13 protein-coding genes are annotated in these 22,524 nt (G+C 73.6%); 10 read left to right on the top strand and 3 right to left on the bottom strand.

Going from position 1 to position 22,524, the window contains the following annotated elements; genetic code table 11:
• Positions 1-204 precede the first annotated feature (204 nt).
• The 5 genes from ACZ7LT_RS22245 to moeZ all read left to right on the top strand — a co-directional run bounded on the left by ACZ7LT_RS22245 (position 205) and on the right by moeZ (position 6,132).
• Positions 205-1,848, top strand: a complete 1,644-nt coding sequence (locus ACZ7LT_RS22245; protein WP_471237908.1) for a DUF3492 domain-containing protein — start codon at positions 205-207, stop codon at positions 1,846-1,848.
• Positions 1,841-3,073, top strand: coding sequence for a hypothetical protein (locus ACZ7LT_RS22240; protein ID WP_471237793.1), 1,233 nt, complete (start codon positions 1,841-1,843; stop codon positions 3,071-3,073). Before ACZ7LT_RS22245 ends, ACZ7LT_RS22240 begins: the two co-directional genes overlap by 8 nt.
• Before the next feature lie 138 nt (positions 3,074-3,211).
• Entirely contained in the window at positions 3,212-4,168 is a 957-nt protein-coding gene (locus ACZ7LT_RS22235) for an NAD-dependent epimerase/dehydratase family protein (RefSeq protein WP_471237792.1), read from the top strand.
• Positions 4,156-4,881 carry a spherulation-specific family 4 protein gene (locus ACZ7LT_RS22230; RefSeq protein WP_471237791.1) on the top strand — a complete coding sequence of 242 codons (726 nt, stop codon included), beginning with the start codon at positions 4,156-4,158 and terminating at the stop codon, positions 4,879-4,881. Before ACZ7LT_RS22235 ends, ACZ7LT_RS22230 begins: the two co-directional genes overlap by 13 nt.
• 72 nt (positions 4,882-4,953) lie before the next feature.
• Positions 4,954-6,132, top strand: a complete 1,179-nt coding sequence (moeZ, locus tag ACZ7LT_RS22225; protein WP_471237790.1) for an adenylyltransferase/sulfurtransferase MoeZ — start codon at positions 4,954-4,956, stop codon at positions 6,130-6,132.
• Between the two features lie 77 nt (positions 6,133-6,209).
• On the opposite strand, the gene ACZ7LT_RS22220 is transcribed toward moeZ, so the two are convergent.
• From ACZ7LT_RS22220 to ACZ7LT_RS22210, 3 genes are all read right to left on the bottom strand, one after another.
• Complete coding sequence (locus tag ACZ7LT_RS22220) at positions 6,210-7,790, bottom strand: alpha/beta hydrolase (protein WP_471237789.1); 1,581 nt, start codon at positions 7,788-7,790, stop codon at positions 6,210-6,212.
• A 71-nt stretch (positions 7,791-7,861) separates the two neighbouring features.
• Positions 7,862-9,436 (bottom strand): alpha/beta hydrolase, encoded by a 1,575-nt coding sequence (locus tag ACZ7LT_RS22215; protein WP_471237788.1) that lies wholly within the window; start codon positions 9,434-9,436, stop codon positions 7,862-7,864.
• A 93-nt stretch (positions 9,437-9,529) separates the two neighbouring features.
• On the bottom strand, positions 9,530-12,334 hold the full coding sequence (locus ACZ7LT_RS22210; RefSeq protein ID WP_471237787.1) for a lysylphosphatidylglycerol synthase domain-containing protein: 2,805 nt from the start codon (positions 12,332-12,334) through the stop codon (positions 9,530-9,532).
• Between the two features lie 206 nt (positions 12,335-12,540).
• On the opposite strand from ACZ7LT_RS22210, the gene ACZ7LT_RS22205 reads away from it, so the two are divergent.
• The 5 genes from ACZ7LT_RS22205 to ACZ7LT_RS22185 all read left to right on the top strand — a co-directional run bounded on the left by ACZ7LT_RS22205 (position 12,541) and on the right by ACZ7LT_RS22185 (position 22,476).
• A complete protein-coding gene (locus ACZ7LT_RS22205) occupies positions 12,541-12,936 on the top strand; it encodes an MGMT family protein (RefSeq protein ID WP_471237786.1) in 396 nt (131 codons plus the stop codon).
• A gap of 218 nt (positions 12,937-13,154) precedes the next feature.
• On the top strand, positions 13,155-16,571 hold the full coding sequence (locus tag ACZ7LT_RS22200; RefSeq protein ID WP_471237785.1) for an ATP-dependent helicase: 3,417 nt from the start codon (positions 13,155-13,157) through the stop codon (positions 16,569-16,571).
• A 105-nt stretch (positions 16,572-16,676) separates the two neighbouring features.
• Positions 16,677-17,498, top strand: a complete 822-nt coding sequence (locus ACZ7LT_RS22195; RefSeq protein ID WP_471237784.1) for a hypothetical protein — start codon at positions 16,677-16,679, stop codon at positions 17,496-17,498.
• Between the two features lie 69 nt (positions 17,499-17,567).
• Entirely contained in the window at positions 17,568-21,044 is a 3,477-nt protein-coding gene (locus ACZ7LT_RS22190; RefSeq protein WP_471237783.1) for an ATP-dependent helicase, read from the top strand.
• 10 nt (positions 21,045-21,054) lie between these two features.
• Positions 21,055-22,476: a dipeptidase gene (locus tag ACZ7LT_RS22185; protein WP_471237782.1), complete on the top strand. Its 1,422-nt coding sequence runs from the start codon at positions 21,055-21,057 to the stop codon at positions 22,474-22,476.
• Positions 22,477-22,524: the final 48 nt, after the last annotated feature.

The raw sequence follows: 22,524 nt of genomic DNA, 5'->3' as shown, positions 1-22,524 counted from the left end.
TTGGCCGGTGCCTGACCCTCCGTAATCTTTCCGCCCCGTAGCGCGACGAAACGCGACCGTGGGGTGAAAGTTACGTGTATTCACCCCTTCCGGTGGCGCGACGGACAACCGTCCATCGCGCCACCGGCATGTCCGCTTACGGTCGTCCCGCTACGAGTCACCGACCAACGGTGGCCGCGCACAAGGGAGATCGGGGGTGTGCTCGTGCGGATCGGACTGCTCATGGACGGTGGTTTTCCGTATGCGACGGGTGAGTCCAGGGTCTGGTGCGACCGGCTCGTGCGCGGGCTCGCGCGGCATGAGTTCGACCTCTACGCCCTCAGCCGCAGCGCCCGCCAGACCGCCGCGGGCCTGGTGGACCTGCCTCCCCACGTACGACAGGTATGCACCGCCCCCCTCTGGGCTCCCGAGGACGACGGCCACACCCACGGCCGCCGCGACCGGCGCCGCTTCGCCCGCCACTTCACCGAACTGGCCGCCTCGATCTGCGCCGAGGACGCGGGCGACGCCTTCGCCGAAGGGCTCTACGGCCTCGCCGAGCTGGCCCGGGAAAGCGGCGGACTCCATGCCGCCCTCCGCTCCGAAGTCGCCGTCAGGGCCCTGGAGTCCGCCTGCCGCGCACCCGGCGCGCGCCGGAGCGTGCACGGTGCGACCGTCCTCGACCACCTCGACTTCGTCGACCGGCTGGAGCGCGCGCTGCGCCCGCTCTCACTCGACTGGTACGGCGACGACGGCCTCGCCGCCGCCGACCTCTGCCACGCCACCGCGGGCGGACCGGCGGCCCTGCCCGGACTGTTGGCCAAACGCTTCTTCGGCGTGCCGCTGCTGGTCACCGAGTACGGAGTCCAGCTGAGGGCGCACTACCTCGGCACGGGATCCGCCGCCGACGCACCGAGCGCCCCCGTACGAGCCCTGCTCGCCGCGTTTCACGGCCGGCTGGCCGCAGAGGTCTACCGTCAGGCAGCCGTCATCACCCCCGGCAACACCCACACCCGCCGCTGGCAGGAGAAGTGCGGCGCCGACCGGGCCAAACTGCGCACGGTCCACCCCGGCATGGAGGCCCGCCGCTTCACCGCCGTCGGCGAGACCGAGGGCGACGACGACACCCTCGTCTGGGTCGGCCGGATCGAGCCCGCCAAGGACCTCATCGCCCTCCTCCACGCCTTCGCCGAGATCCGCAAGGAAGAGCCGCACGCCCGGCTGCGGATCGTCGCCGCGCCGGAACGCGCCGGCGACCCGGCTCCGTACCTCGCCCACTGCCGCGCCCTGGCCGCCCAGCTCTTCCCAGACGAGGCCGCCGACCCGCACGCCGTCGGGGACAACCCCGTCTCCTTCGAGGAGATCGGCGGCCCCGAGGCCCCCACCCTCGCCGACGCCTACGCAGCCGGTGCGGTCGTCGTCCTCTCCTCCGTCGTCGAGGGCTTCCCGGTCAGCCTCGTCGAGGCCATGTTCTGCGCCCGCGCGACCGTCTCCACCGACGTCGGCGCGGTGGTCGAAGTCATCGGCGGCACCGGGCTCGTCGTACCCCCGCGCAATCCGCGGGCGCTCGCCGACGCCTGCCTGGCGCTGCTGCGCGACCCCGAGCGACGACAGCGGCTGGGCGCCGCCGCGCGCGCACGGGCGCTCGAACTGTTCACCGTCGAGCAGAACATCGCCGCATTTCACGGCATTTACCTGGAGCTCCTCTCGCACGCCCCGGTCCGCCGCACCGAGACCGGCGTCCCCTTCGCCCACCCCGCCGAGGCCTTCCTCCCCGGTACCTGGACCGGCCCGGGCCGCACCCCCAGCTGGGCCGACGGACCCGCCCCGGCGGGCGCGGCGGCGGGAAGGAGGCGCGGCGATGCGTGACGGAGCGCCCCTGTGGGGCGAGCGGACCGGCGACGAGCCCTGGTCCGCCGACGGCCACGAGGAAGGGGAGAGCCACGGCGAGGCGCTCCTGGAGGAGCAGGCCCTGACGGCGGCCTCCGCCATGGCGCCGCACGCCGCCACCCCCGGGGCGCCCGGCGCCCCCGCCCTCAAGCCGCCCCGGCGCGGCCCCGCCGACCCGGTCAAGGCGCTGCTGTACCGGCACCGGGAGCTGTGCGAACGGGCCGTCGATCCGCTGGAGATCGCCGCCGGCCTGGAGGCCCACGGCATGACCGACCGGACCGCCGCCCGCTTCCGGCACCGGGACGTCTTCGCGCTCGCCGAGGAGCTCTACGCGCGCGTGCCCCGCGCCACCGACACCGCCCACGCCCCTGCGGGGGCGGCCGCCGCCCCGCCCGCCCCCGGGTGGGCCGTCCTCGCCCTGCTGCCCGGCACCGCCGCCGCGCTCACCGCCGCCGGACTCCTCGTCACCGACGGTACCCCCAAGACCGCCGTCGCGACCGCCGGAGCCGTCGCGCTCGCCCTGTCCCTCACCCTCTGTCTCCGGCGCGGACCGCTGAGGGCCCCTGGACGGACCGTCCCCACCGCCGGACTGTGGGTCTGCTGGCTGCTCGCCTACGCGACCGGCGGCGACGGCCTCCTCGACGAGCTGCTCACCGGCGGCCCCGAAGGGCTCTGGCCGCTCACCCCCGCCCCGCTGCTCGCCCTCGCCCTCTCCATCGCCCCCGCCGCCTGGTGCGCCCGCCTCTTCGCCGCCGGGGCCCGCCGCAGGCTCGCCCGCAGCCGCGGCCTCGACGACTTCGCCGCCGGAACCCGCCCCCTCCTCCTCGGCGCGGTGGCCCTCCACCTGTGCGTCCTGACCGGTCTGCTCACCCTCACCGCACAGGCCTACGGCGGAGCGGGCGCCGTCCACACGGCGGCCCTCGGCACGCTGCTGCTGGTCGCCCGGCTCCTCACCGTCCACGGCTGCCCCGAACCCGCCGCCAGGGCACTCGGCGCCGCCTGCGCCGCCGAGGCGTTCGCCCTGGCGTCCGTCCTCGCCGCCCGCCTCCCCGGCTGCGAGCTCCTCGCCCTGCCGGCCCGGGCCGCCGCCGCGGCCTGGGGCCCCGCGGCGATCCCCACCCTGATCTGCGGCCTCGCGGCCGCCGCGCTGCTGGCCCACGCCACCGTCGCGCTCTCCCGGGCGTCCGCGCACGCCACCCCCTAGACCCCCACGCGCACCCGCGGAGCCGACGCCGCGGGCGTGCCCCCCGGTTCCCCGGCATCCGCCGCACCCTCACCAAGGAGACACAGAGATGACCCCCCAACCCCCAGCAACGGCCGGTCGGCACCAAGGGGCCGCGCGATGAGGGTCCTGCTGCTCGGTGCCAACGGGTTCATCGGCCGATTCGTCGCGGACCGGCTCCTCGCCGACCCCGCGGTGCACCTCACCGCCCTGGGACGCGGTGACGACGCCGACGTACGGTTCGACCTGGCGGGAGGCAGCCCCGGCGCCCTCACCCGCTTCCTCGACGCCGTCCACCCCGGTGTCGTCGTCAACTGCGCCGGAGCCACCCGCGGCGGCGCCCGCGAGCTCACCCGGCACAACACCGTCGCCGTCGCCACCGTCTGTGAGGCCCTGCGCCGCAGCGGCTGCGGCGCCCGCCTGGTCCAGGTCGGCTGCGCCTCCGAGTACGGGCCGAGCCAGCCGGGCTCCTCCACGGCCGAGGACGCGGTGCCCCGCCCCGGAGGCCCGTACGGCGTCTCCAAGCTCGCCGCCACCGAACTCGTCCTCGGCTCCGGCCTCGACGCCGTCGTCCTGCGGGTCTTTTCGCCCGTCGGGCCCGGCACCCCCGCCGGGTCGCCGCTCGGCCGGCTCGCCGAGGCGATGCGCCGCGCCATGCAGTCCGGCGACGGCGAGCTGAAGCTCGGCGGTCTCGGCGTCCAGCGCGACTTCGTCGACGTAAGGGACGTGGCCCGGGCCGTCCACGCCGCCTCGCTCTCGGCCGCCCAGGGCGTCGTCAACATCGGCACCGGGCGGGCCGTGCGCCTGCGGGACGCCGCCGCCGTCCTCGCCAGGGTCGCCGGCTACGCCGGCTCCCTGCACGAGCTGGACGGCCCGCCCCAGCGCCCCGTCATCGGCGCCCCGCGCGGCGAGACGGTCACCGAGCACCTGGCCGCCCCCTACCCGTACCCCGACGGCTGCGGCAGCTGGCAGCAGGCGGACGTCCGCACGGCCCGCGACCGGCTCGGCTGGCGCCCCCGGATCAATCTGGAGGAGTCGCTCGCGGACATCTGGATGGAGGCGGCGTGCCGTATCTGACCACCACCGGGGCGGAGCGGCTCGGCGTCGGCGTTCCCGGATACGCGCATCCGCTGCTCGCCCCCGTCGAATGGGCCGAGCTCACCCGCCCCGGCGCCCCCCTGCACTGGGCCGTGCTCAATGTCGCCGACGGGCCGGGCAGCCGTCCCGACCCGCACTGTCTGGAGGCCGCGGGCCGGCTCCGCCACGCCGGAGTCAGGGTCCTCGGCCACCTCGACCTCGCCCATGGGTCACGCCCGTTCGGCGAGGTGATCGCGGACGCCCACCGCTTCCTGGACTGGTACCACGTCGACGGCTACTACCTGGACCGCTGCCCCACCGACCGGGTGGACCTGCCGGAGGTGCGGCGCATGGCGGCCACCCTGGAGGCCGTCCTCGACCACCGCGGCCATCTCGTCCTCGGCCACGGCTCGCACCCGTATCAGGGCTACCTGGAGATCGCCGACCAGCTGGTCACCTTCTCCGGGCCCTGGACGGACTACCGCTGGTCGCAGGTGGCGGAGTGGACCGCGGACCATCCCCCGGAGCGTTTCGTCCACCTCGTCCACGGAGTGCCGCGCACCCACCTCGAGGAGGCCATGCGGATCGCCCGCTGGCAGGGCGCCGCGACGATCTTCTTCACGGACCGCACCGGACAGAACGGGTCGTTCCAGGCCCTGCCCGGCTACTGGGACGAAATCGTCTCGCGCATTGGACCGAGTGTCTCGGAATGAGAAGGGCCGTGGCAGTGTTACGGGGAGAACAATCGTTTTGACTCACCGACCAGCTGTATTGATGAGGTCTCCGTGTCGCTGCCACCCCTGGTCGAGCCGGCTGCCGAGCTCACCGTAGACGAGGTCCGCAGGTACTCCCGCCACCTGATCATCCCGGATGTCGGGATGGACGGGCAGAAGCGGCTCAAGAACGCCAAGGTGCTCTGTGTCGGCGCCGGCGGCCTCGGTTCGCCGGCCCTCATGTACCTGGCCGCGGCCGGTGTCGGCACGCTCGGCATCGTGGAGTTCGACGAGGTCGACGAGTCGAACCTGCAGCGTCAGATCATCCACAGCCAGTCGGACATCGGCCGCTCCAAGGCCGAGTCCGCGAAGGACTCCGTCCTCGGCATCAACCCGTACGTGAACGTGATCCTCCACGAAGAGCGGCTCGAGGCCGAGAACGTGATGGAGATCTTCAGCCAGTACGACCTGATCGTCGACGGCACGGACAACTTCGCCACGCGCTACCTCGTCAACGACGCCTGCGTGCTGCTGAACAAGCCGTACGTCTGGGGCTCGATCTACCGCTTCGACGGCCAGGCCTCCGTCTTCTGGTCCGAGTACGGACCCTGCTACCGCTGCCTCTACCCCGAGCCCCCGCCGCCGGGCATGGTCCCCTCCTGCGCCGAGGGCGGCGTCCTGGGCGTGCTCTGCGCGTCCATCGGCTCCATCCAGGTCACCGAGGCGATCAAGGTCCTGGCCGGGGTCGGCGACCCGCTGGTCGGCCGCCTGATGATCTACGACGCCCTGGAGATGCAGTACCGCCAGGTCAAGGTCCGCAAGGACCCCGACTGCGCGGTCTGCGGCGAGAACCCCACAGTCACCGAGCTCATCGACTACGAGGCCTTCTGCGGCGTCGTGTCCGAGGAGGCCCAGGAGGCGGCGCTCGGCTCCACGATCACTCCCAAGCAGCTCAAGGAGTGGATCGACGACGGCGAGAACATCGACATCATCGACGTCCGCGAGATCAACGAGTACGAGATCGTCTCGATCCCGGGCGCCCGGCTGATCCCCAAGAACGAGTTCCTGATGGGCAACGCCCTCCAGGACCTGCCCCAGGACAAGCGCATCGTCCTGCATTGCAAGACGGGTGTCCGCAGTGCGGAAGTCCTCGCGGTGCTGAAGTCGGCCGGCTTCGCCGACGCCGTCCACGTGGGCGGCGGCGTGATCGGCTGGGTCAACCAGATCGAGCCGGAGAAGCCGGTCTACTAGACCGCGCTTGAGACGCACGAGGGGCCGGACCCATGGCGGGTCCGGCCCCTTCTCGTCGGCCGGCGGTCAGGACGCCGTCATGAGCAGGTCGTGCCGTGCGACGGGACCTTGCCGTCGAGCAGATACGCGTCGATCGTCTTCGTCACACAGGAGGCCGTGCCGTACGCGCCGTGCCCCTCACCCTTGTTGGTGAGCAGCACACCGACGCCCTGGCCGAGCTCGTCCGCCATCCGCCGAGCGCCTTCGTACGGCGTCGCGGGGTCTCCGGTCGTGCCGACCACCAGGATCGGCGCGGCGCCCGGCGCGCTCGCCGGCGGGGTGTCGTGTTCGCCCTTGACGGGCCAGTCGGCGCACCAGCCGGCCGTGTCCCAGGCGAGGAACTCCCCGAAGACCGGTGAGATCTTCCGGAACTCCGGCAGCAGCGCCTTGGCCTGCGCCGGCGTGGGCCGCAGGCTGCTGTCGGCGCAGGAGATCGCCCGCTGGGAGTGGGACTGGGTGCCGTAATGCCCCTTCTTGTCCCGGTCGTTGTACGAGTCCGCGAGGGCGAGCAGCGCGTCGCCCTTGCCCCGCCCCGCCTGGTCCAGCGCCTCGGTCAGATAGGGCCAGTTGGTCTTGGAGTACAGGGTCAGCGCGATGCCGGTCAGGGCGAGCCCGTCGCTGAGCCGTCGGCCGTCGGCGGTCGGCAGCGGCGAAAGGTCCAGCTTCGCCAGGAGCTTCGCGATCCGGTCGGTGCCCTTCTTCGGGTCCTCGCCGGTGCTGGTGAGGTAGTTGTTGAGCGCCCGCTGGAATCCGGTGGCCTGGCCGCGCGCGTGGCCCGTGGAGTCCGCGGTCGGGTCGATGACCGCGTCCAGGACCACCCGGCCCACGTTCTTCGGGAACAGATGGGCGTACGCGCCGCCCAGTTGGGTGCCGTACGAGATACCGAAGTAGTGGAGCTTGTCGTCGCCGAGGACCTGGCGGACCAGATCCAGGTCCCGGGCGGCGTTGCTCGTGGCGACATGGGGGATGACCGGGCCGGAGCGGCGCGCGCAGCCGGCGCTGAAGTCGCTGTTGTCCTTGATGTACGCCGCCACCTCGGCGTCCGTCTCCGGGGTGAGGTCGGTGTCCGCCTCGGAGCGGGCCATCTCCTTGTCGTCCCGGCAGACCACGCCCGAGCTGCGGGAGACGCCGCGCGGGTCGAAGCCCACCAGGTCGTAGCGGCCGCCCAGCTTCTCGTACTCGCCGGCCATCCGGGGCAGGATGTCGACGCCCGAGGCGCCGGGGCCGCCGAAGTTGAAGAGGAGGGAGCCGATCCGCCGGTCCTTGTCGCGGGACTCCTTGCGGATCAGCGCCACGGAGATCGTCGGGCCGGACGGCTTCGCGTAGTCCAGCGGGACCTTCACGCGCGTGCAGCGCCAGGCCGCAGCGGGGCGCTCGCCGCCCTCGGGAGCCTTGCAGTCGCCCCAGACCGGGCGCTGTCCGGTGAGCGAGACGGGCAGTGGACCCCCATCTTCGGTGGGGGAGGGGACGGAGGAGGGAGAGGCGGGGTTCTTGGCGTCGCCGGGCGACGGGGAGGCACCTTCCGCGCCCTCGGCGCCTGGGGCGTCGCAGCCGACGGCCGTGCCGACGACCATCAGCGCGGCGACCGTCAGTGCCGCGGCCCGTACCCGCATCGTCATGCCGTACCCCCGCTATCCGGAACCGGACCGCCATCCTAGGGGGCGGCTCGGACACTCGGCGGGAGCGACGGCTACTGGCAGACCGTTCCGGCGGCCGGGATCTTCCCGGACAGGAAGTACGCGTCGACGGTGTTCTGCACGCACTTGCTGCCGCTGTTGTAGGCGCCGTGGCCCTCACCGCGGTACGTGATCTCCACACCGACGCCCTTGCCGAGGGCCTGGACCATCTTGCGGGTTCCCTCGTAAGGAGTCGCCGGGTCGCCGGTGCCGCCGACCACCAGAATGGGGGCGGAGCCGGGGGCGCTGACATCGGGGTGGTCCCAGGTGCCGGACACCGGCCACTGCGAGCAGCTCATCAGGGACCAGGCCATGTAGTCGCCGAAGACCGGCGACGCGGCCCGGAACTCGGGGAGTTTCGCCTTCGCCTGCTCGGCGTTGTAGCGCTCCTTGAAGTCGACGCAGTTGATGGCGGCGTTGGCGGCCTGGAGGTTGCTGTAGTCGCCCTCCTGGTTGCGGCCGTTCAGCGCGTCCGACAGGGCGAGCAGCAGGGCGCCGTTGCCTCCGTCGGCCTCGTCGAGCCCCTGCTCCAGGAGCGGCCACAGCTCCTTGGAGTAGAGCGCCTGGAGGATGCCGTTCACGGCGTGCGACTGGGTGAGCCGGCGGTCGCCCATGCCGTCGATCGGCTTCTTCTCCAGCTCGGCCAGGAGCCCGGTGATGAACGACTCGATCTCCTTGGGGGTGGAGCCGGGCAGCCGGCACTCCCCGCCGCGGGCCACGCAGTCGGCGGAGAAGTTGTCCAGCGCCAGCTGGAACCCCTTCGTCTGGGCGAGCGCGCCCTGCTGCGTACCGGCGGTTGGGTCGATGACGGCGTCGAAGAGGGCGCGGCCGACGTTCTTGGGGAACAGGTGGGCGTAGACGCCGCCGAGTTCGGTGCCGTAGGAGACGCCGAAGTAGTACAGCTTGTCGTCGCCGAGGACCTGGCGCATCAGGTCCAGGTCACGCGCGGCGTTGGTGGTCCCGACGAACGGCAGCTCGTCGCCGGAGTTCTTCTCGCAGCCCTCCGCGTACTTCTTCAGGCCGTCGGTGAAGGTCTTCTCCTCGGCGGCGTCGTCGGGGGAGGAGTCCTCGGCGTAGTACGCGTCGAGCTGGCGGTTGTCCAGGCACTCGACGGCCTCGCTGCGGCCGACCCCGCGCGGGTCGAAGCTGACCAGGTCGTAGCGGGTGCGCAGCCGCTCGTAGTCCTTCGCGAAGGACGGCAGGCCGGTGATGCCGGAGCCGCCGGGGCCGCCGAAGTTGAAGATCAGCGAGCCGATGCGACGGGCCTGGTCGGTGGCGCGGGCGCGGATCAGCGCGAGCTCGATGGTCTCGCCGTCGGGCTTGGCGTAGTCGAGCGGGGCGTCCATGAAGGCGCACTCCCAGATGGTGCCGCCGGGCAGCGGCGAAGGGGCGGTGCCGCCGCCCTCCGCCTCGGACGGCGCCGGGCACTTCGACCATTCCAGCGTCTGGGTGGCCAGGTCCCTGGGGCCGTCCGCGGCCGCGTCCTTGTCTCCGTTGTCGGTGCATCCGGCGGTGATCAGGACGGCTGCCGCGCCGGCGGCGGCGGTGGCGAGGAACGCGGCGCGCCGCGCGGCGGAGGAGGTCGGCATGCGTCCATCGTGCGCCGGGCCGCCCGGCCCCGCGCGGGGCGGAGGCCAAGCGGGTGGCTCGGCCGGTCGGCGCGGACAGCCGTCCGGGCGTGCCTAGAGGGAGCCACGCCGGGTGAGTGAGTTGAAGCTGAACCACCCCGGCAGCACCGGCAGCCACAGCGTCAGCAGCCGGTACAGCAGCACCGCCGGTGTCGCGACCTCCAGCGGCAGTCCGAACGCGACCAGACCGAAGGTCAGGGCGCCCTCCACGGCGCCGACACCGCCCGGTGTCGGCGCGGCCGACCCCAGCGCGTTGCCGGCCAGGAAGACGACGGCGATGCTGGCATAGGTCAGCTGCTGGTTTCCGTGGTCGAAGGCTCTGATCGACGCGTCCAGGCAGAGCACGAAGAGGCCGCTGAGCAGCAGCATGCCGCCGATGCCGGTGACCAGTTTCATCGGCCGCTGCAGGACGTCCAGCATGCGCGGGACGACACCGGCGAACAGCGACCGCAGCCGGGTCGAGACGAACTTCCGCAGGAACGGGATCGCGGTGACCACCAGCACGAGGACCGCCACGGTCAGCAGCCCGGCGATCACCGTCCTGGACGGGGTGAACGACCGGGTCTTCTCCGTGCCGGTCAGATAGCCGAAGGCGAGCAGCAGCAGGATGTGCGCGCCGAGCCCGAAGAGCTGCGAGGCGCCCACACTCGCGACCGCGAGGCCGGGGCGGACCCCGGAGCGCTGCAGGAAGCGGGTGTTCAGGGCGACACCGCCGACCGCCGCCGGCGCCACGATCTTCACGAAGGACCCGGCGACCTGCGCCACCACCGTCCGCCAGAACGGGACCCGCTCCGGCACGAACCCGAGCAGGCTCATCGCGGCCGCCACGTAGGTCAGCGCCGAGAAGAGCACCGCCGCGATGAGCCAGCCCCAGTTGGCCTGGGCGATCGTCGACAGCGGCGTACGGGCGATCTGGGAGAGCAGGAAGTACGCGGCGATGGCACCGGCGATGAGGCTGATGAGCGTGCGCGGCTTGATGCGCTCCAGACGCACCGGTTCCACCGGGGCCTGCGGCTTGATCAACAGCACCTGCTGGCGGATCTGGGCGAGCAGGTCCTCCTCGCGGGCCTCGTCGAGCGCGACGTCCAGGGCCCGCTTCTCGGCGCGCTTCTCGGCCAGCTTCTCGGCCCGCACGGCCTTGCGCGCCGCCTTCCCCTCACCGGTCCGCGCCGCCTCCGACCGGGCCTGCTTGGCCGCCTCGGACGCGGCGAGGACCGCCTCGCGCTCCCGCTTGGAGCGCTCCCGGGCCAGTTTCCTCAGCGTCGCGCGCGTGGAGCGGCTGAGCGCGATCGGCTGGAGCAGCGGCAGGCAGTCGGCGATGGCGTCGGGACCGAGCACCTCGACCGCGGCGGCCACCGCGCGCTCCGCGCCGACCCGCAGGCCGAGCGTGGTGAGCAGCTGGGCGATGTCCATCCGCAGCACGATGTCGCCGGCCGCGATCTCGCCGCCGCGCAGATCCGTCAGGATCACCTTGCCGGAACGATCCACCAGGATGGCGTCGCCGGTGAGCCTGCGGTGCGCGATCCGGCGCGACTGGAGCGCCCGCACCTGCTGCCAGGCGTCGCCTACCACCTGGTCGGTGATCTCCTCGTCCGCCAGCGAGTCCAGGGAACGGCCGCCCAGGTGCTCGTAGACGAGCATGACCGCGTCCGGCCCCAGCTCGGAGGTGGCGATCAGCTTGGGCGCTTTGGCCCCGGCGGCGATGGCCGCGTACGCGAGCAGCGCCTCCTGCTCCAGGGCCTGGCGCAGCGACTGGATGGAGCGCCGGGTGGTGATGGCGCGCAGGGTCAGCCGACGCCAGACCCGGTAGAAGAACCCCTGCGCCTGCTGTTCGCGGTCGACGACCGTGACGTCGAGCGGCGGGCCGTCCTCCAGGGTGACGATGTAGCGCCGGCCCCGGTCGCCGTGGTCGGACGACTCCGGGGCGCCCTCGACGCGCATCGCGGTGACCGGGCGGAATCCGACCCGGCGCAGCCCCGCGAGGAGGTTCTGCCCGGTGGGCCGGACGTTGGGGGAGCCGACCGCGTAGAGCGTGCCGTACGCGACCGTCCAGCCGATCAGCACGGTCAGGATGATCGAGAACGGCGTGGTGTACCCGGCGACCAGCATCGCGAACGCGTCGAGCAGCAGCACCGCCCACAGCACCACGCGCCAGCGGGGCCGCCTGGCCATGCCGACGGCGGTCATGTACGCGATGACCGGTGCGAGGTAGCCGTGCACCGGATCGGTCAGGCCGCCGCCCGATTGGATACGGGTCAGGGCCTCCTGGAGCGAGCCGGGAGCCGCCCTGGCGACCCAGAGATCGGTGGCGAGGGTGACTCCGTGCGCGAGCACGGCTGCGAGGACGCCGTCGGCGATGCGCAGGCCGTCGCGTTTGATCAGCCGCTCGATGGCGAAGGCGACCGGGACGAGCAGGACCGCGATGCTGGAGGCGAGTCCGGCGAAGTTGACGAAGACGCGGGGGGCGCCTTGGGTGCCCTTGCTGATGTCCTGTTCGAGGCCGGTGGTGGTGCCGTGCGCGAAGGCGGCGATGGCGAGGACGACGGCGATCGCGAGGACGCCGACGAGCAGGCGGAGCAGGTCGGAGGGGCGGTGCACGCGCGCAGCGAGCAGCGGCTCGTCGCCGGAGACCCGCTCGACGTGCTCCTCGGAGCGCTCGTCGGGGCGTTCGTCGGGCTGGGGGCGGTCGTCGGGCTCGCGGTCGGCGTCCGGGTCGGGAACGGGATCAGGGCCGGGGGTGGGCGCGTGGCCGGCCTCGGGATCGCGGTGGTCGGGGCCCGCCTCGGGGCCGCGCTCCGGACGCGGTGATTCCGGGCGTGGCTGGGCGTCAGGGGTGCGTTCGCCCTTCGGAGGCTGCACGCCGTGCCCCTTCGTCATCTCGGTCTCTTCTTGATCTCGTATCACCAGTCACCGCCCGCACGATGGTGGCATGACCGGCCGACAGCGGAAGCCATCAGGGTGCATGGCGGGGGCGCGCGGTGCGCAAGCGGCGCCCTCAGCTCCACCGTGCCACCGGTCTCACGTTCCAGCGTGCACTGTCCGCGCCGTAAGGCAGGATGGGCCGGATGAGCGATGAGGTGCCGGATCTGCCCGAGCTGCCTGAGTACGCCGAGCGGGTGCTGGAGGTCGCCGAACACATCCCGCCCGGCCGGGTGATGACGTACGGGGACGTCGCCGAATGGCTGGGCGAGGGCGGCCCGCGCCAGGTGGGCCGGGTGATGGCGCTGTACGGCTCCGCGGTCCCGTGGTGGCGCGTGGTGCGCTCCGACGGCACGCTGCTGCCCGGCCATGAGCTGAGGGCGCTCGGCCACTACCGCGCGGAGGGTACGCCCCTGCGGGAGGCGGCGCGCAGCGCGCAGGGGCATGTGCCGCGCCTCGACATGCGCAGGGCGCGGTGGGACGGCGGCGGTGGCGGCGGCGATCGCGCGGACGCCGAGGGGAGTGCGGGAGCTCACACGTGACAGCTTCGGCCATCCGGCGGTGCGACGGGCACCCTGAGGAGCGTACGGAGTACGTGCCGGGCGTTGGTTCGAGTTGTGCGGTGGCCGCGGACGGCGGGTACCGGCGCCCCACGGCCTCCGGCGTGGACCGCCTGCGTGCCGGGCCTCACGTCGCGTAGCGTTTTCCGGCACCCCGAGCTCCCTCACCACCAGCACACCCACCAGGACCGGCGATCCACGTGAGTTCCTCCTCCACCACCCGGCGTACGCCGTACCAGGGACCGGTGCGGCCGAAGCCCCCGGGCGCGTACCGACTGGTGCGTACCCCGCCGGACCCGGTGGACCCCCCTCTCCTGGACGCGTCGCAGCGGGCCGTGGTTGAGCACGAGCGCGGACCGCTGCTCGTTCTCGCAGGTCCCGGCACTGGCAAGACGACGACCCTGGTCGAGTCGGTCGCCGCGCGCGTGGCTCGGGGCGCGGATCCGGAACGGCTGCTCGTCCTCACCTTCAGCCGCAAGGCGGCGGTGGAACTGCGGGACCGCATGGCGGCGCGTCTTGGGGGCGCGCGGACGCCGCAGGCCACCACCTTCCACTCCTACTGCTACGCCTTGATCCGCGCGCACCAGGACGCGGATCTCTTCGCCGAGCCGCTGCGGCTGCTGTCCGGCCCGGAGCAGGACGTGGCCGTACGGGAGCTGCTGGCCGGCCAGCTCGACCTGGAGCGCGACGGCCTGGCCGGCATCGACTGGCCCGACGACCTGCGGGCCTGCCTCACCACTCGCGGCTTCGCCGACGAGGTCCGCGCCGTGCTCGCCCGGACCCGGGAACTGGGCCTCGGCCCGCGCGCCCTGGCCCGGTTCGCGGCGCGCGTGGGGCGGCCGGACTGGAAGGCGGCGGCGGGCTTTCTCGCCGAGTACCTCGACGTCCTCGACATGCAGGGTGTCCTGGACTACGCGGAGCTCGTCCACCGCGCCGTGCTCCTGGCGGAGCGGGTGGCCCTGCCGGAGTACGACGCCGTGTTCGTGGACGAGTACCAGGACACGGACCCCGCGCAGGTACGGCTGCTGCGCGCGCTGGCCGGCGGCGGCCGGACGCTGGTCGCCTTCGGCGACCCGGACCAGTCGATCTACGCCTTCCGGGGCGCCGACGTGAACGGCATCCTCGACTTCCCGGACACCTTCCGCCGCGCGGACGGCCGTACGGCCCCGGTGGCCGTCCTCACCACCTCCCGGCGCTCCGGTGACCAGCTCCTCGCGGCGACCCGGCTGCTCACCCAGCGGATGCCGCTGCCCCGGCTGCCCGCCGACAAGGCCCGTGCCCACCGCGAGCTGGCGCCGGTCCGCGAGGGCGGCCAGGTGGAGACGTACACCTACCCGACGGCCTCCACCGAGGTCGACAACATCGCGGACCTCCTGCGCCGCGCCCACCTGGAGGACGGCGTCCCCTGGAACGCGATGGCGGTCCTGGTCCGCGCGGGCACCCGCGTGCCGGCCCTCCGCCGCGCCCTGACGTCCGCGGGGGTCCCCCTGGAAACCGACTCGGCGGACACCCCACTACGCGACGAACCGGCGGTCTCCCCTCTGCTGACCGCCCTCCGCGCGGCAGCGACGGCCCCTCCGCCGGGCCCCGGCGAGGCCGCGGGCGCCGCGCTCGGGCAGCCCGTGCTTCCGTCCCCGGAGCCCGGGGCGGACCCCGGGTCCCCGTCCGCGGAGCCCGGGGCCGACGACGCGACGGCCGAGGCGGACGGCCGGGCCGAGGCGACCCCCGAGGCCCACGACGTGTCCTGGCTCGACACAGACACCGCTCTCACCCTCCTCACCTCACCCCTCGGCGGCATGGACGCCGCCGATCTGCGGCGGCTGGGGCGGGCCCTGCGGGACGAGGAGCGGGCAGGGGGCAATCGCATCCCGCCGCCTTCCGACGTGCTCCTCGCCCGCGCGCTCGCCGAGCCCGAGCGGCTCGCCGTCCACGACCCGGCGTATGCCCGCGGCGCACTGCGCCTCGGCGAGCTGCTGCGGGACACCCGTGCGCTGCTCCACAACGGCGGCACCGCCGAGGAGGCGCTCTGGCTGCTCTGGAACGGCACGGGCTGGCCCCAGCGGCTCCAGCGCGCCGCCCTGCGTGGGGGCGCCGCCGGGCGCAACGCCGACCGTGACCTCGACGCCGTGTGTGCGCTGTTCGAGACCGCCGCCCGCGCCGAGGAGCGCACCGGCGGCCGTGGCGCCCTCAACTTCCTCGAGGAGCTGGACGCCCAGGACATCGCAGCCGACACCCTCTTCCGGCGCGCCGCCCGCCCCGACGCGGTACGCCTCATGACCGCCCACCGCTCCAAGGGCCTGGAATGGAGCCTGGTGGTCGTGGCGGGCGTGCAGGAGGGCCTCTGGCCCGACCTGCGCCGCCGCGGCTCCCTCCTCGAAGCGGACCGCATCGGCCGCGACGGCCTCGCCGAGCCGCTGCCGCCCGGCGCCCTCCTGGCCGAGGAACGCCGCCTCTTCTACGTCGCCGCCACCCGCGCCCGGGACCGGCTCGTCGTCACCGCCGTCAAGGCACCGGCCGACGACGGCGACCAGCCCTCCCGCTTCCTGACCGAGCTCGGTGCCGAGCCCAAGGACGTCACCGGCCGCCCCCGCCGGCCCCTCGCCGTCGCCGCTCTCGTCGCGGAGCTGCGCGCCACGACCGTCGACCCGGACGCGAGCCCCGAACTCCGCGACGCCGCCGCCCGCCGCCTCGCCCGGCTCGCCGCCCTCACCGACGACGAGGACCAGCCGCTCGTCCCCGCAGCCCATCCGTACCGCTGGTGGGGGCTGTACGACGCCACGCACTCCACCGCGCCGCTGCGGGACCGCGACCGCCCCGTCGCCCTCTCCGGCAGCGCGCTCGACCAGCTCGCCAACACCTGCGCCCTCCAGTGGTTCCTGGGCCGCGAGGTCAAGGCGGACGCGCCCGCCACCGCAGCCCAGGGCTTCGGCAACGTCGTCCACGTCCTCGCCGACGAGGTCGCCTCCGGTCGTACCCCCGCCGACCTCGCCGTGCTCATGGAACGCCTCGACTCCGTGTGGGACGCCCTCGCCTTCGACGCCCCCTGGAAGTCGGTCCAGGAGAAGGAGCACGCGCGCGTGGCGCTGGAGCGCTTCCTGCGCTGGCACGTCATGGACCGCGGCGGCCGCACCCCCGCCGCCACCGAGCACGGTTTCGACGTGACCCTGGAGGCGGGCGAGTACGCCGTACGGATCCGGGGCTCCATGGACCGTGTCGAACGCGACGAACAGGGCCGCGCGTACGTCGTCGACTTCAAGACTGGCAAGTCCGCGCCGACCAAGGACGAGGTCGCCCACCACCCCCAGCTCGCCGTCTACCAGCTCGCCGTGCGCGAGGGCGCGGTCGACGAGGTCTTCGACGGCCACCGCCCGGACCCCGGCGGCGCCGAACTCGTCCAGCTGCGCCAGGCCGCCCCCCAGAAGGAGGGCGGCGATGCCCTGCCGAAGATCCAGGCTCAGGAACCCCTCTCCGGCGAGTGGGTCGGCGACCTGCTGGCCACCGCCGCCGGCCGGGTCCTGGACGAACGCTTCACCCCCACCACCGGCCAGCACTGCACCCACTGCACGTTCCGCGCCTCGTGCAGTGCTCAGCCCGAGGGCCGCCACATCGTGGAGTAGCGGCGTTGGGCCAGGCGGGTCAGTCTGGACGAGGGGAGACAAGGGAATCGAGGCGAACCGAGCCCCGGAATCCACCGAGCCCCCCGGAAATCCGAGGAGGGCCGCATGCCGTCCCGTCGCAAGCTCCAGGCCGCCGCGATGGTGTGCGCGGCCGTCATCGCCGGCACGGCCGGCTCCACCCAGGCCGCGAGCGCCGGGGCCCCGACCGGTCCCGTGGCCCAGGACGTGCGGGTCGCCGCCCCCACCCCCTCGCCCGACCCGTTCAAGGACCTGAGCGCCGACGAGATCGGCGACCGCGCCGTCAAGGCGACGCAGTCCGCGACCTCGCTGCGCATGAGCGGCCGGAGCGTCTCGGACGGCCAGCCCCTCGACGTCGACTTCTCGGTGAACGACAGGGCCCAGTGCACGGGCAAGCTGAAGGTCGAGGGCGGTACCGCCGAGCTGCGGCAGACGGGCGGTGCCACGTACATGAAGGGTGACGAGAAGTTCTGGCGCGCCTCCATGACCTCCCAGGGCATGCCCGAGCCGCAGATCGGCCCCACGATCGAGCTCCTCAAGGGCCGCTGGCTGAAGATCGCCCCGGGGCAGGAGGGCAGCTCCGATCTGTCCGGGGTCTGTGACCTCAAGGCCCTACTGGCCGACCTCGACAAGGACGAGGACGAGCGCACCGGCCTGACCAGGGGCGCCGACACCAAGGTCGAGGACACACCGGTGGCCACGCTGGTGAAGAAGAAGGCCGACGGGGAGACCACGACCGTGTACGTCGCGAAGGAAGGCAAGCCCTACATCCTCAAGATCGTGAAGAAGGGCGGGGACGAGCCAGGCACGATGCTCCTGTCCGACTTCGACAAGCCGGTGAAGGTCGTCGTCCCGCCCGCCGACGAGACGGTGGACCTGGAGAAGCTCGACCGCGGAACCGCCCTCTGACCTGCCCGGCCCTCGCCCGCCGGACCGCGCGGCGGGGGAGTGTCAGTGGCCCCGGCTAGCCTCTCTGAGGTGACCGCACGTATCTCCGACCCCGAGCAGCTCAAGGAGCTCCTCGGCATTCCGTTCACCCCGGAGCAGACGGCCTGCATCACCGCGCCGCCCGCCCCGCAGGTCATCGTGGCCGGAGCCGGCTCCGGCAAGACGACGGTGATGGCCGCCCGGGTGGTCTGGCTGGTCGGCACGGGACAGGTCGCCCCCGAGCAGGTGCTCGGTCTCACGTTCACCAACAAGGCCGCGGGCGAGCTCGCCGAGCGCGTCCGCAAGGCGCTCGTACGGGCCGGGGTGACCGACCCCGACGTCATCGACGCGGACGATCCGCCCGGCGAGCCCCGCATCTCCACGTACCACGCCTTCGCCGGGCAGCTCCTGACCGACCACGGCCTGCGCATCGGCCTGGAGCCCACCTCCCGGCTCCTCGCCGACGCCACCCGCTACCAGCTCGCCGCGCGCGTGCTGCGCGAGGCGCCCGGGCCGTACCCCGCGCTGACCAAGTCCTTCCCGACACTGGTCGGAGACCTCCTCGCCCTCGACGCGGAGCTCTCCGAGCACCTCGTGCGCCCCGCCGACCTCCGCGCGTACGACTCCGCGCTGCTCACCGCCCTGGAGTCGGCCAAGCTCAGCAACGCCGACCTGCGCAAGGTGCCCGAGGCCGCGGCCGCCCGCCGGGAGCTGCTCGACCTCGTCGTCCGCTACCGCGCGGCCAAGCGCGCCCGCGACCTGCTCGACTTCGGCGACCAGATCGCCCTCTCCGCCGAGCTGGCCACGACCCGGCCCGAGGTCGGCGCGATCCTCCGCGACGAATTCCGGGTCGTCCTGCTCGACGAGTACCAAGACACCTCCGTCGCCCAGCGCCTCCTGCTGTCCGGGCTCTTCGGGGACGGCACGGGCCACCCGGTGACCGCCGTCGGCGACCCCTGCCAGGCCATCTACGGCTGGCGCGGCGCCTCCGTGGCCAACCTCGACGACTTCCCGGCCCACTTCCCGTATGCCGACGGCACCCCCGCCACCCGCTACTCGCTGAGCGAGAACCGGCGCAGCGGCGGCCGCCTGCTCGACCTCGCCAACGGCCTCGCCGAGCCGCTGCGCGCCCGGCACGCGGGCGTGGAGGCGCTGCGACCGGCCCCGGGCGCCGAGCGTGACGGCTCGGTCCGCATCGCCCTCCTGCCCACCCACGCCGAGGAGATCGACTGGCTCGCCGACTCCCTCGCCCATCTGGTCCGTACGGGCAAGGAGCCCGGCGAGATCGCCGTCCTGTGCCGTACGGCCACGGACTTCGCGGCCATCCAGGCCGCCCTGGTCGCGCGCGACGTCCCGGTCGAGGTGGTCGGCCTGTCCGGGCTCCTGCACCTGCCCGAGATCGCCGACCTGGTCGCCGTCTGCGAGGTCCTCCAGGACCCCGGCGCCAACGCCTCGCTCGTACGGCTCCTGACCGGCCCGCGCTGGCGCATCGGCGCCCGCGACCTGGCCCTCCTCGGCCGCCGCGCCCGGCTGCTCGTCCACCGCCCCCCGGGGGACTTGGACGATCCCGACGAGCGCCTGGCCGCGGCCGTGGAAGGCGTCGACCCGGCCGAGGTGATCTCGCTGGCCGACGCCCTGGACACCTTCATCGCCGCGAACGGCGACGACGACGGCCTGCCCTTCTCCGCCGAGTCCAGGGTCCGTTTCGCCCGCCTCGCCGCCGAACTGCGCGAGCTGCGCCGCTCGCTGGCCGACCCGCTGATGGACGTGCTGCACCGCGTCCTCGCCGCCACCGGCCTCGAGGTCGAGCTCTCCGCCTCCCCGCACGCCCTCGCGGCCCGCCGCCGCGAGACGCTCTCCCACTTCCTCGACATCGCCGCCGGCTTCGCCTCCCTCGACGGCGACGCCACCCTGCTGGCCTTCCTCGGCTTCCTGCGCACCGCCGCCCAGTACGAGAAGGGCCTCGACAACGCCCTCCCGGGCGGCGAGAACACGGTCAAGGTCCTCACCGCCCACAAGTCCAAGGGCCTGGAATGGGACGTGGTGGCCGTCCCGGGTCTGGTGGTGAGCCAGTTCCCCAGCAGCCGCTCGCGCGAGTCCTGGACGTCCCAGCCCCAGGTCCTGCCGCACGCCCTGCGCGGAGACGCGCCGACGCTGCCCTCCCTCGACGAGTGGACCGCGCGGTCCATGAAGACCTTCAAGGAGCGGATGAGCGAGCACCAGCACACGGAGGAGCTCCGCCTCGGCTACGTGACCTTCACCCGCCCCCGCTCCCTCCTGCTCGCCTCCGCGCACTGGTGGGGCCCCTCCCAGAAGCGGCCCAGGGGCCCGTCGTCGTTCCTCCACGCGCTGTACGACCACTGCGCGGCCGGCTTCGGCGAGATCGAGGTATGGGCGGACGAGCCCGAGAAGGGCGCCGAGAACCCCGCCCTCGACGAGAAGCGGGCCGACCAGGCCTGGCCCCTGCCACTGGACGCCCTGTCCCTGGCCCGCCGCCGCGCCGCGGCGGACACGGTCCTGGCGTACCTGGACGCCCCGGAGTCCCTCGAACCCCCGCACCCCGGCGAGGACGCCTGGCCGGAGGAGGAGCCATGGCAGGACGAAGCCCCCTGGCCCGACGAGGAGCCCTGGCCGGACGACGAGCCCTGGCCCCAGGACGCCCCCGACGCCCCACCGGCACCGCAGGCCGAATCCGCCCCTCACGCCGAGTCCGTCCCCCACCCCGAGCCCGTCCCCCACCCCGAGCCCGTCCCGCACGCCCAGGCCGTCCCGCACGCCCGTGTCGCCCCCGAAGGCCCCCGGCTCGCCCCGGAGGAGGCCCGGCTCGTCGCCTCCTGGGATCGCGACCTCGACGCGCTCACCGGCGAGCTGCGGCGCGCCCGCGCCACCACGCGCGACGTCCCGCTGCCCGCTTCCCTCTCGGCCTCCCAGCTCGTCCGCCTCGCCGCCGACCCCGACGGCTTCGCCGAGGAGCTGGCCCGTCCCATGCCCCGGCCGCCGCAGCCGGCGGCCCGTCGCGGCACGCGGTTCCACGCGTGGGTGGAGTCCCGGTTCGACGCGCTCCCGCTCCCCATGCTCGGCCCCGACGAGCTCCCCGGCGGCGAGGACTTCGCCGACGAGCCCGAGATCGCCGACGAGCGCGACCTCGCCCGGCTCAAGGAGGCCTTCGAGCTCACTCCCTACGCCCACCGCACGCCGTACCGCGTCGAGGCCCCCTTCCAGCTCACCCTCGCCGGCCGGGTCGTCCGCGGCCGGATCGACGCCGTCTATCGCGACGAGGACACCGGCGCGTACGAGATCGTCGACTGGAAGACCAGCCGCACCCGCACCGCCGACCCCCTCCAGCTCGCCGTCTACCGGCTTGCCTGGGCCGAGCGGCACGGCCTCCCGCCCGACCGGGTCACCGCCGCGTTCGTCTACGTACGCACCGGCGAGGTCGTCCGCCCCGGCCGGCTGCCCGGCCGCGCGGAGCTGGAGCGCATCTTGCTGACCGGGACACCCGACCGGCCCCTTCCCGGCGCCGGATAGGCTCAGGAGCATGAGCGACACCCCGGACAGCGCCGTCCAGACCGCACGGACCCATGCCGTACGCGCGTACGTCGAGCAGCACCGCGCCGCCTTCCTCGACGACCTCGCGGCCTGGCTGCGCATCCCGTCCGTGTCGGCGCAGCCCGGCCACGCCGCGGACGTACGGGCCAGTGCCGAGTGGCTCGCCGCGAAGCTGACGGAGACCGGTTTCCCGGCCGTCGAGGTCTGGGAGACCGCAGGGGCCCCCGCAGTCTTCGCCGAGTGGCCCTCCGACGACGAGAACGCGCCCACGGTCCTCGTCTACGGCCACCACGACGTCCAGCCCGCGGCCCGCGAGGACGGCTGGCACACGGACCCGTTCGAGCCCGTCGTCCGGGACGGCCGGATGTACGCGCGCGGTGCCTCCGACGACAAGGGCCAGGTCTTCTTCCACACCATGGGGGTACGCGCCCACCTCGCCGCCACCGGCCGCACCGCCCCCGCCGTCCACCTCAAGCTCCTCGTCGAGGGCGAGGAGGAGTCCGGCTCTCCGCACTTCCGGGCGCTGGTCGAACAGCACGCGGACCGCCTCGCCGCCGACGCCGTGATCGTCTCGGACACCGGCATGTGGTCCGAGACCACGCCCACCATCTGCACCGGCATGCGCGGCGTGGCCGACTGCGAGATCGAGCTGTACGGCCCCGACCAGGACATCCATTCCGGTTCCTTCGGCGGCGCCGTGCCCAACCCGGCCACCGTCGCGGGCCGCCTGGTCGCCGCGCTCCACGACGAGAACGAGCGCGTCGCCATCCCCGGCTTCTACGACGGCGTCGCGCCGCTCGACGACGCCGAGCGCGCCCTGATCGCCGAGCTCCCCTTCGACGAGTCGTCCTGGCTGGCCACCGCGAAGTCCCACGGCGTCCTGGGCGAGGCCGGGTATTCGACCCTGGAGCGCGTCTGGGCCCGCCCGACCGCCGAGGTCAACGGCATCGGCGGCGGCTACCAGGGCCCCGGCGGCAAGACGATCGTCCCCGCCTCCGCCCAGCTGAAGATCTCCTTCCGGCTGGTCGCCGGCCAGGACCCCGACAAGATCGAGCTGGCCGTACGCGACTGGCTGGCGGCCCAGGTCCCGGCCGGCATCCGGTACGAGATCACCTTCGGCGCCCCCACCCGGCCCTGCCTGACGCCGCTCGACCACCCCGCCCTCCGGTCCGTCGCCAAGGCCATGAGCCTCGCCTTCGACGGCGCCAAGATCCGGTTCACGCGAGAAGGGGGCTCCGGCCCGGCCGCCGACCTGCAGGACGTCCTGCACGCGCCCGTGCTCTTCCTGGGGATCTCCGTGCCCTCCGACGGCTGGCACGCCCCGAACGAGAAGGTCGAACTGGACCTGCTGCTCAAAGGCGTCGAGGCCACGGCACACCTGTGGTCCGAGCTGCCCACCGCGCGATTCTGACCTGTGATCCTGCCGATCCTGACTGAACGCACACCGATCCGGGGGAGT

The sequence above is a fragment of the Streptomyces sp. NPDC039465 genome (genome assembly GCF_055639315.1).
Note: the sequence above shows the minus strand (reverse complement) of the source record. Positions and strands in the feature narration are given on the sequence as shown.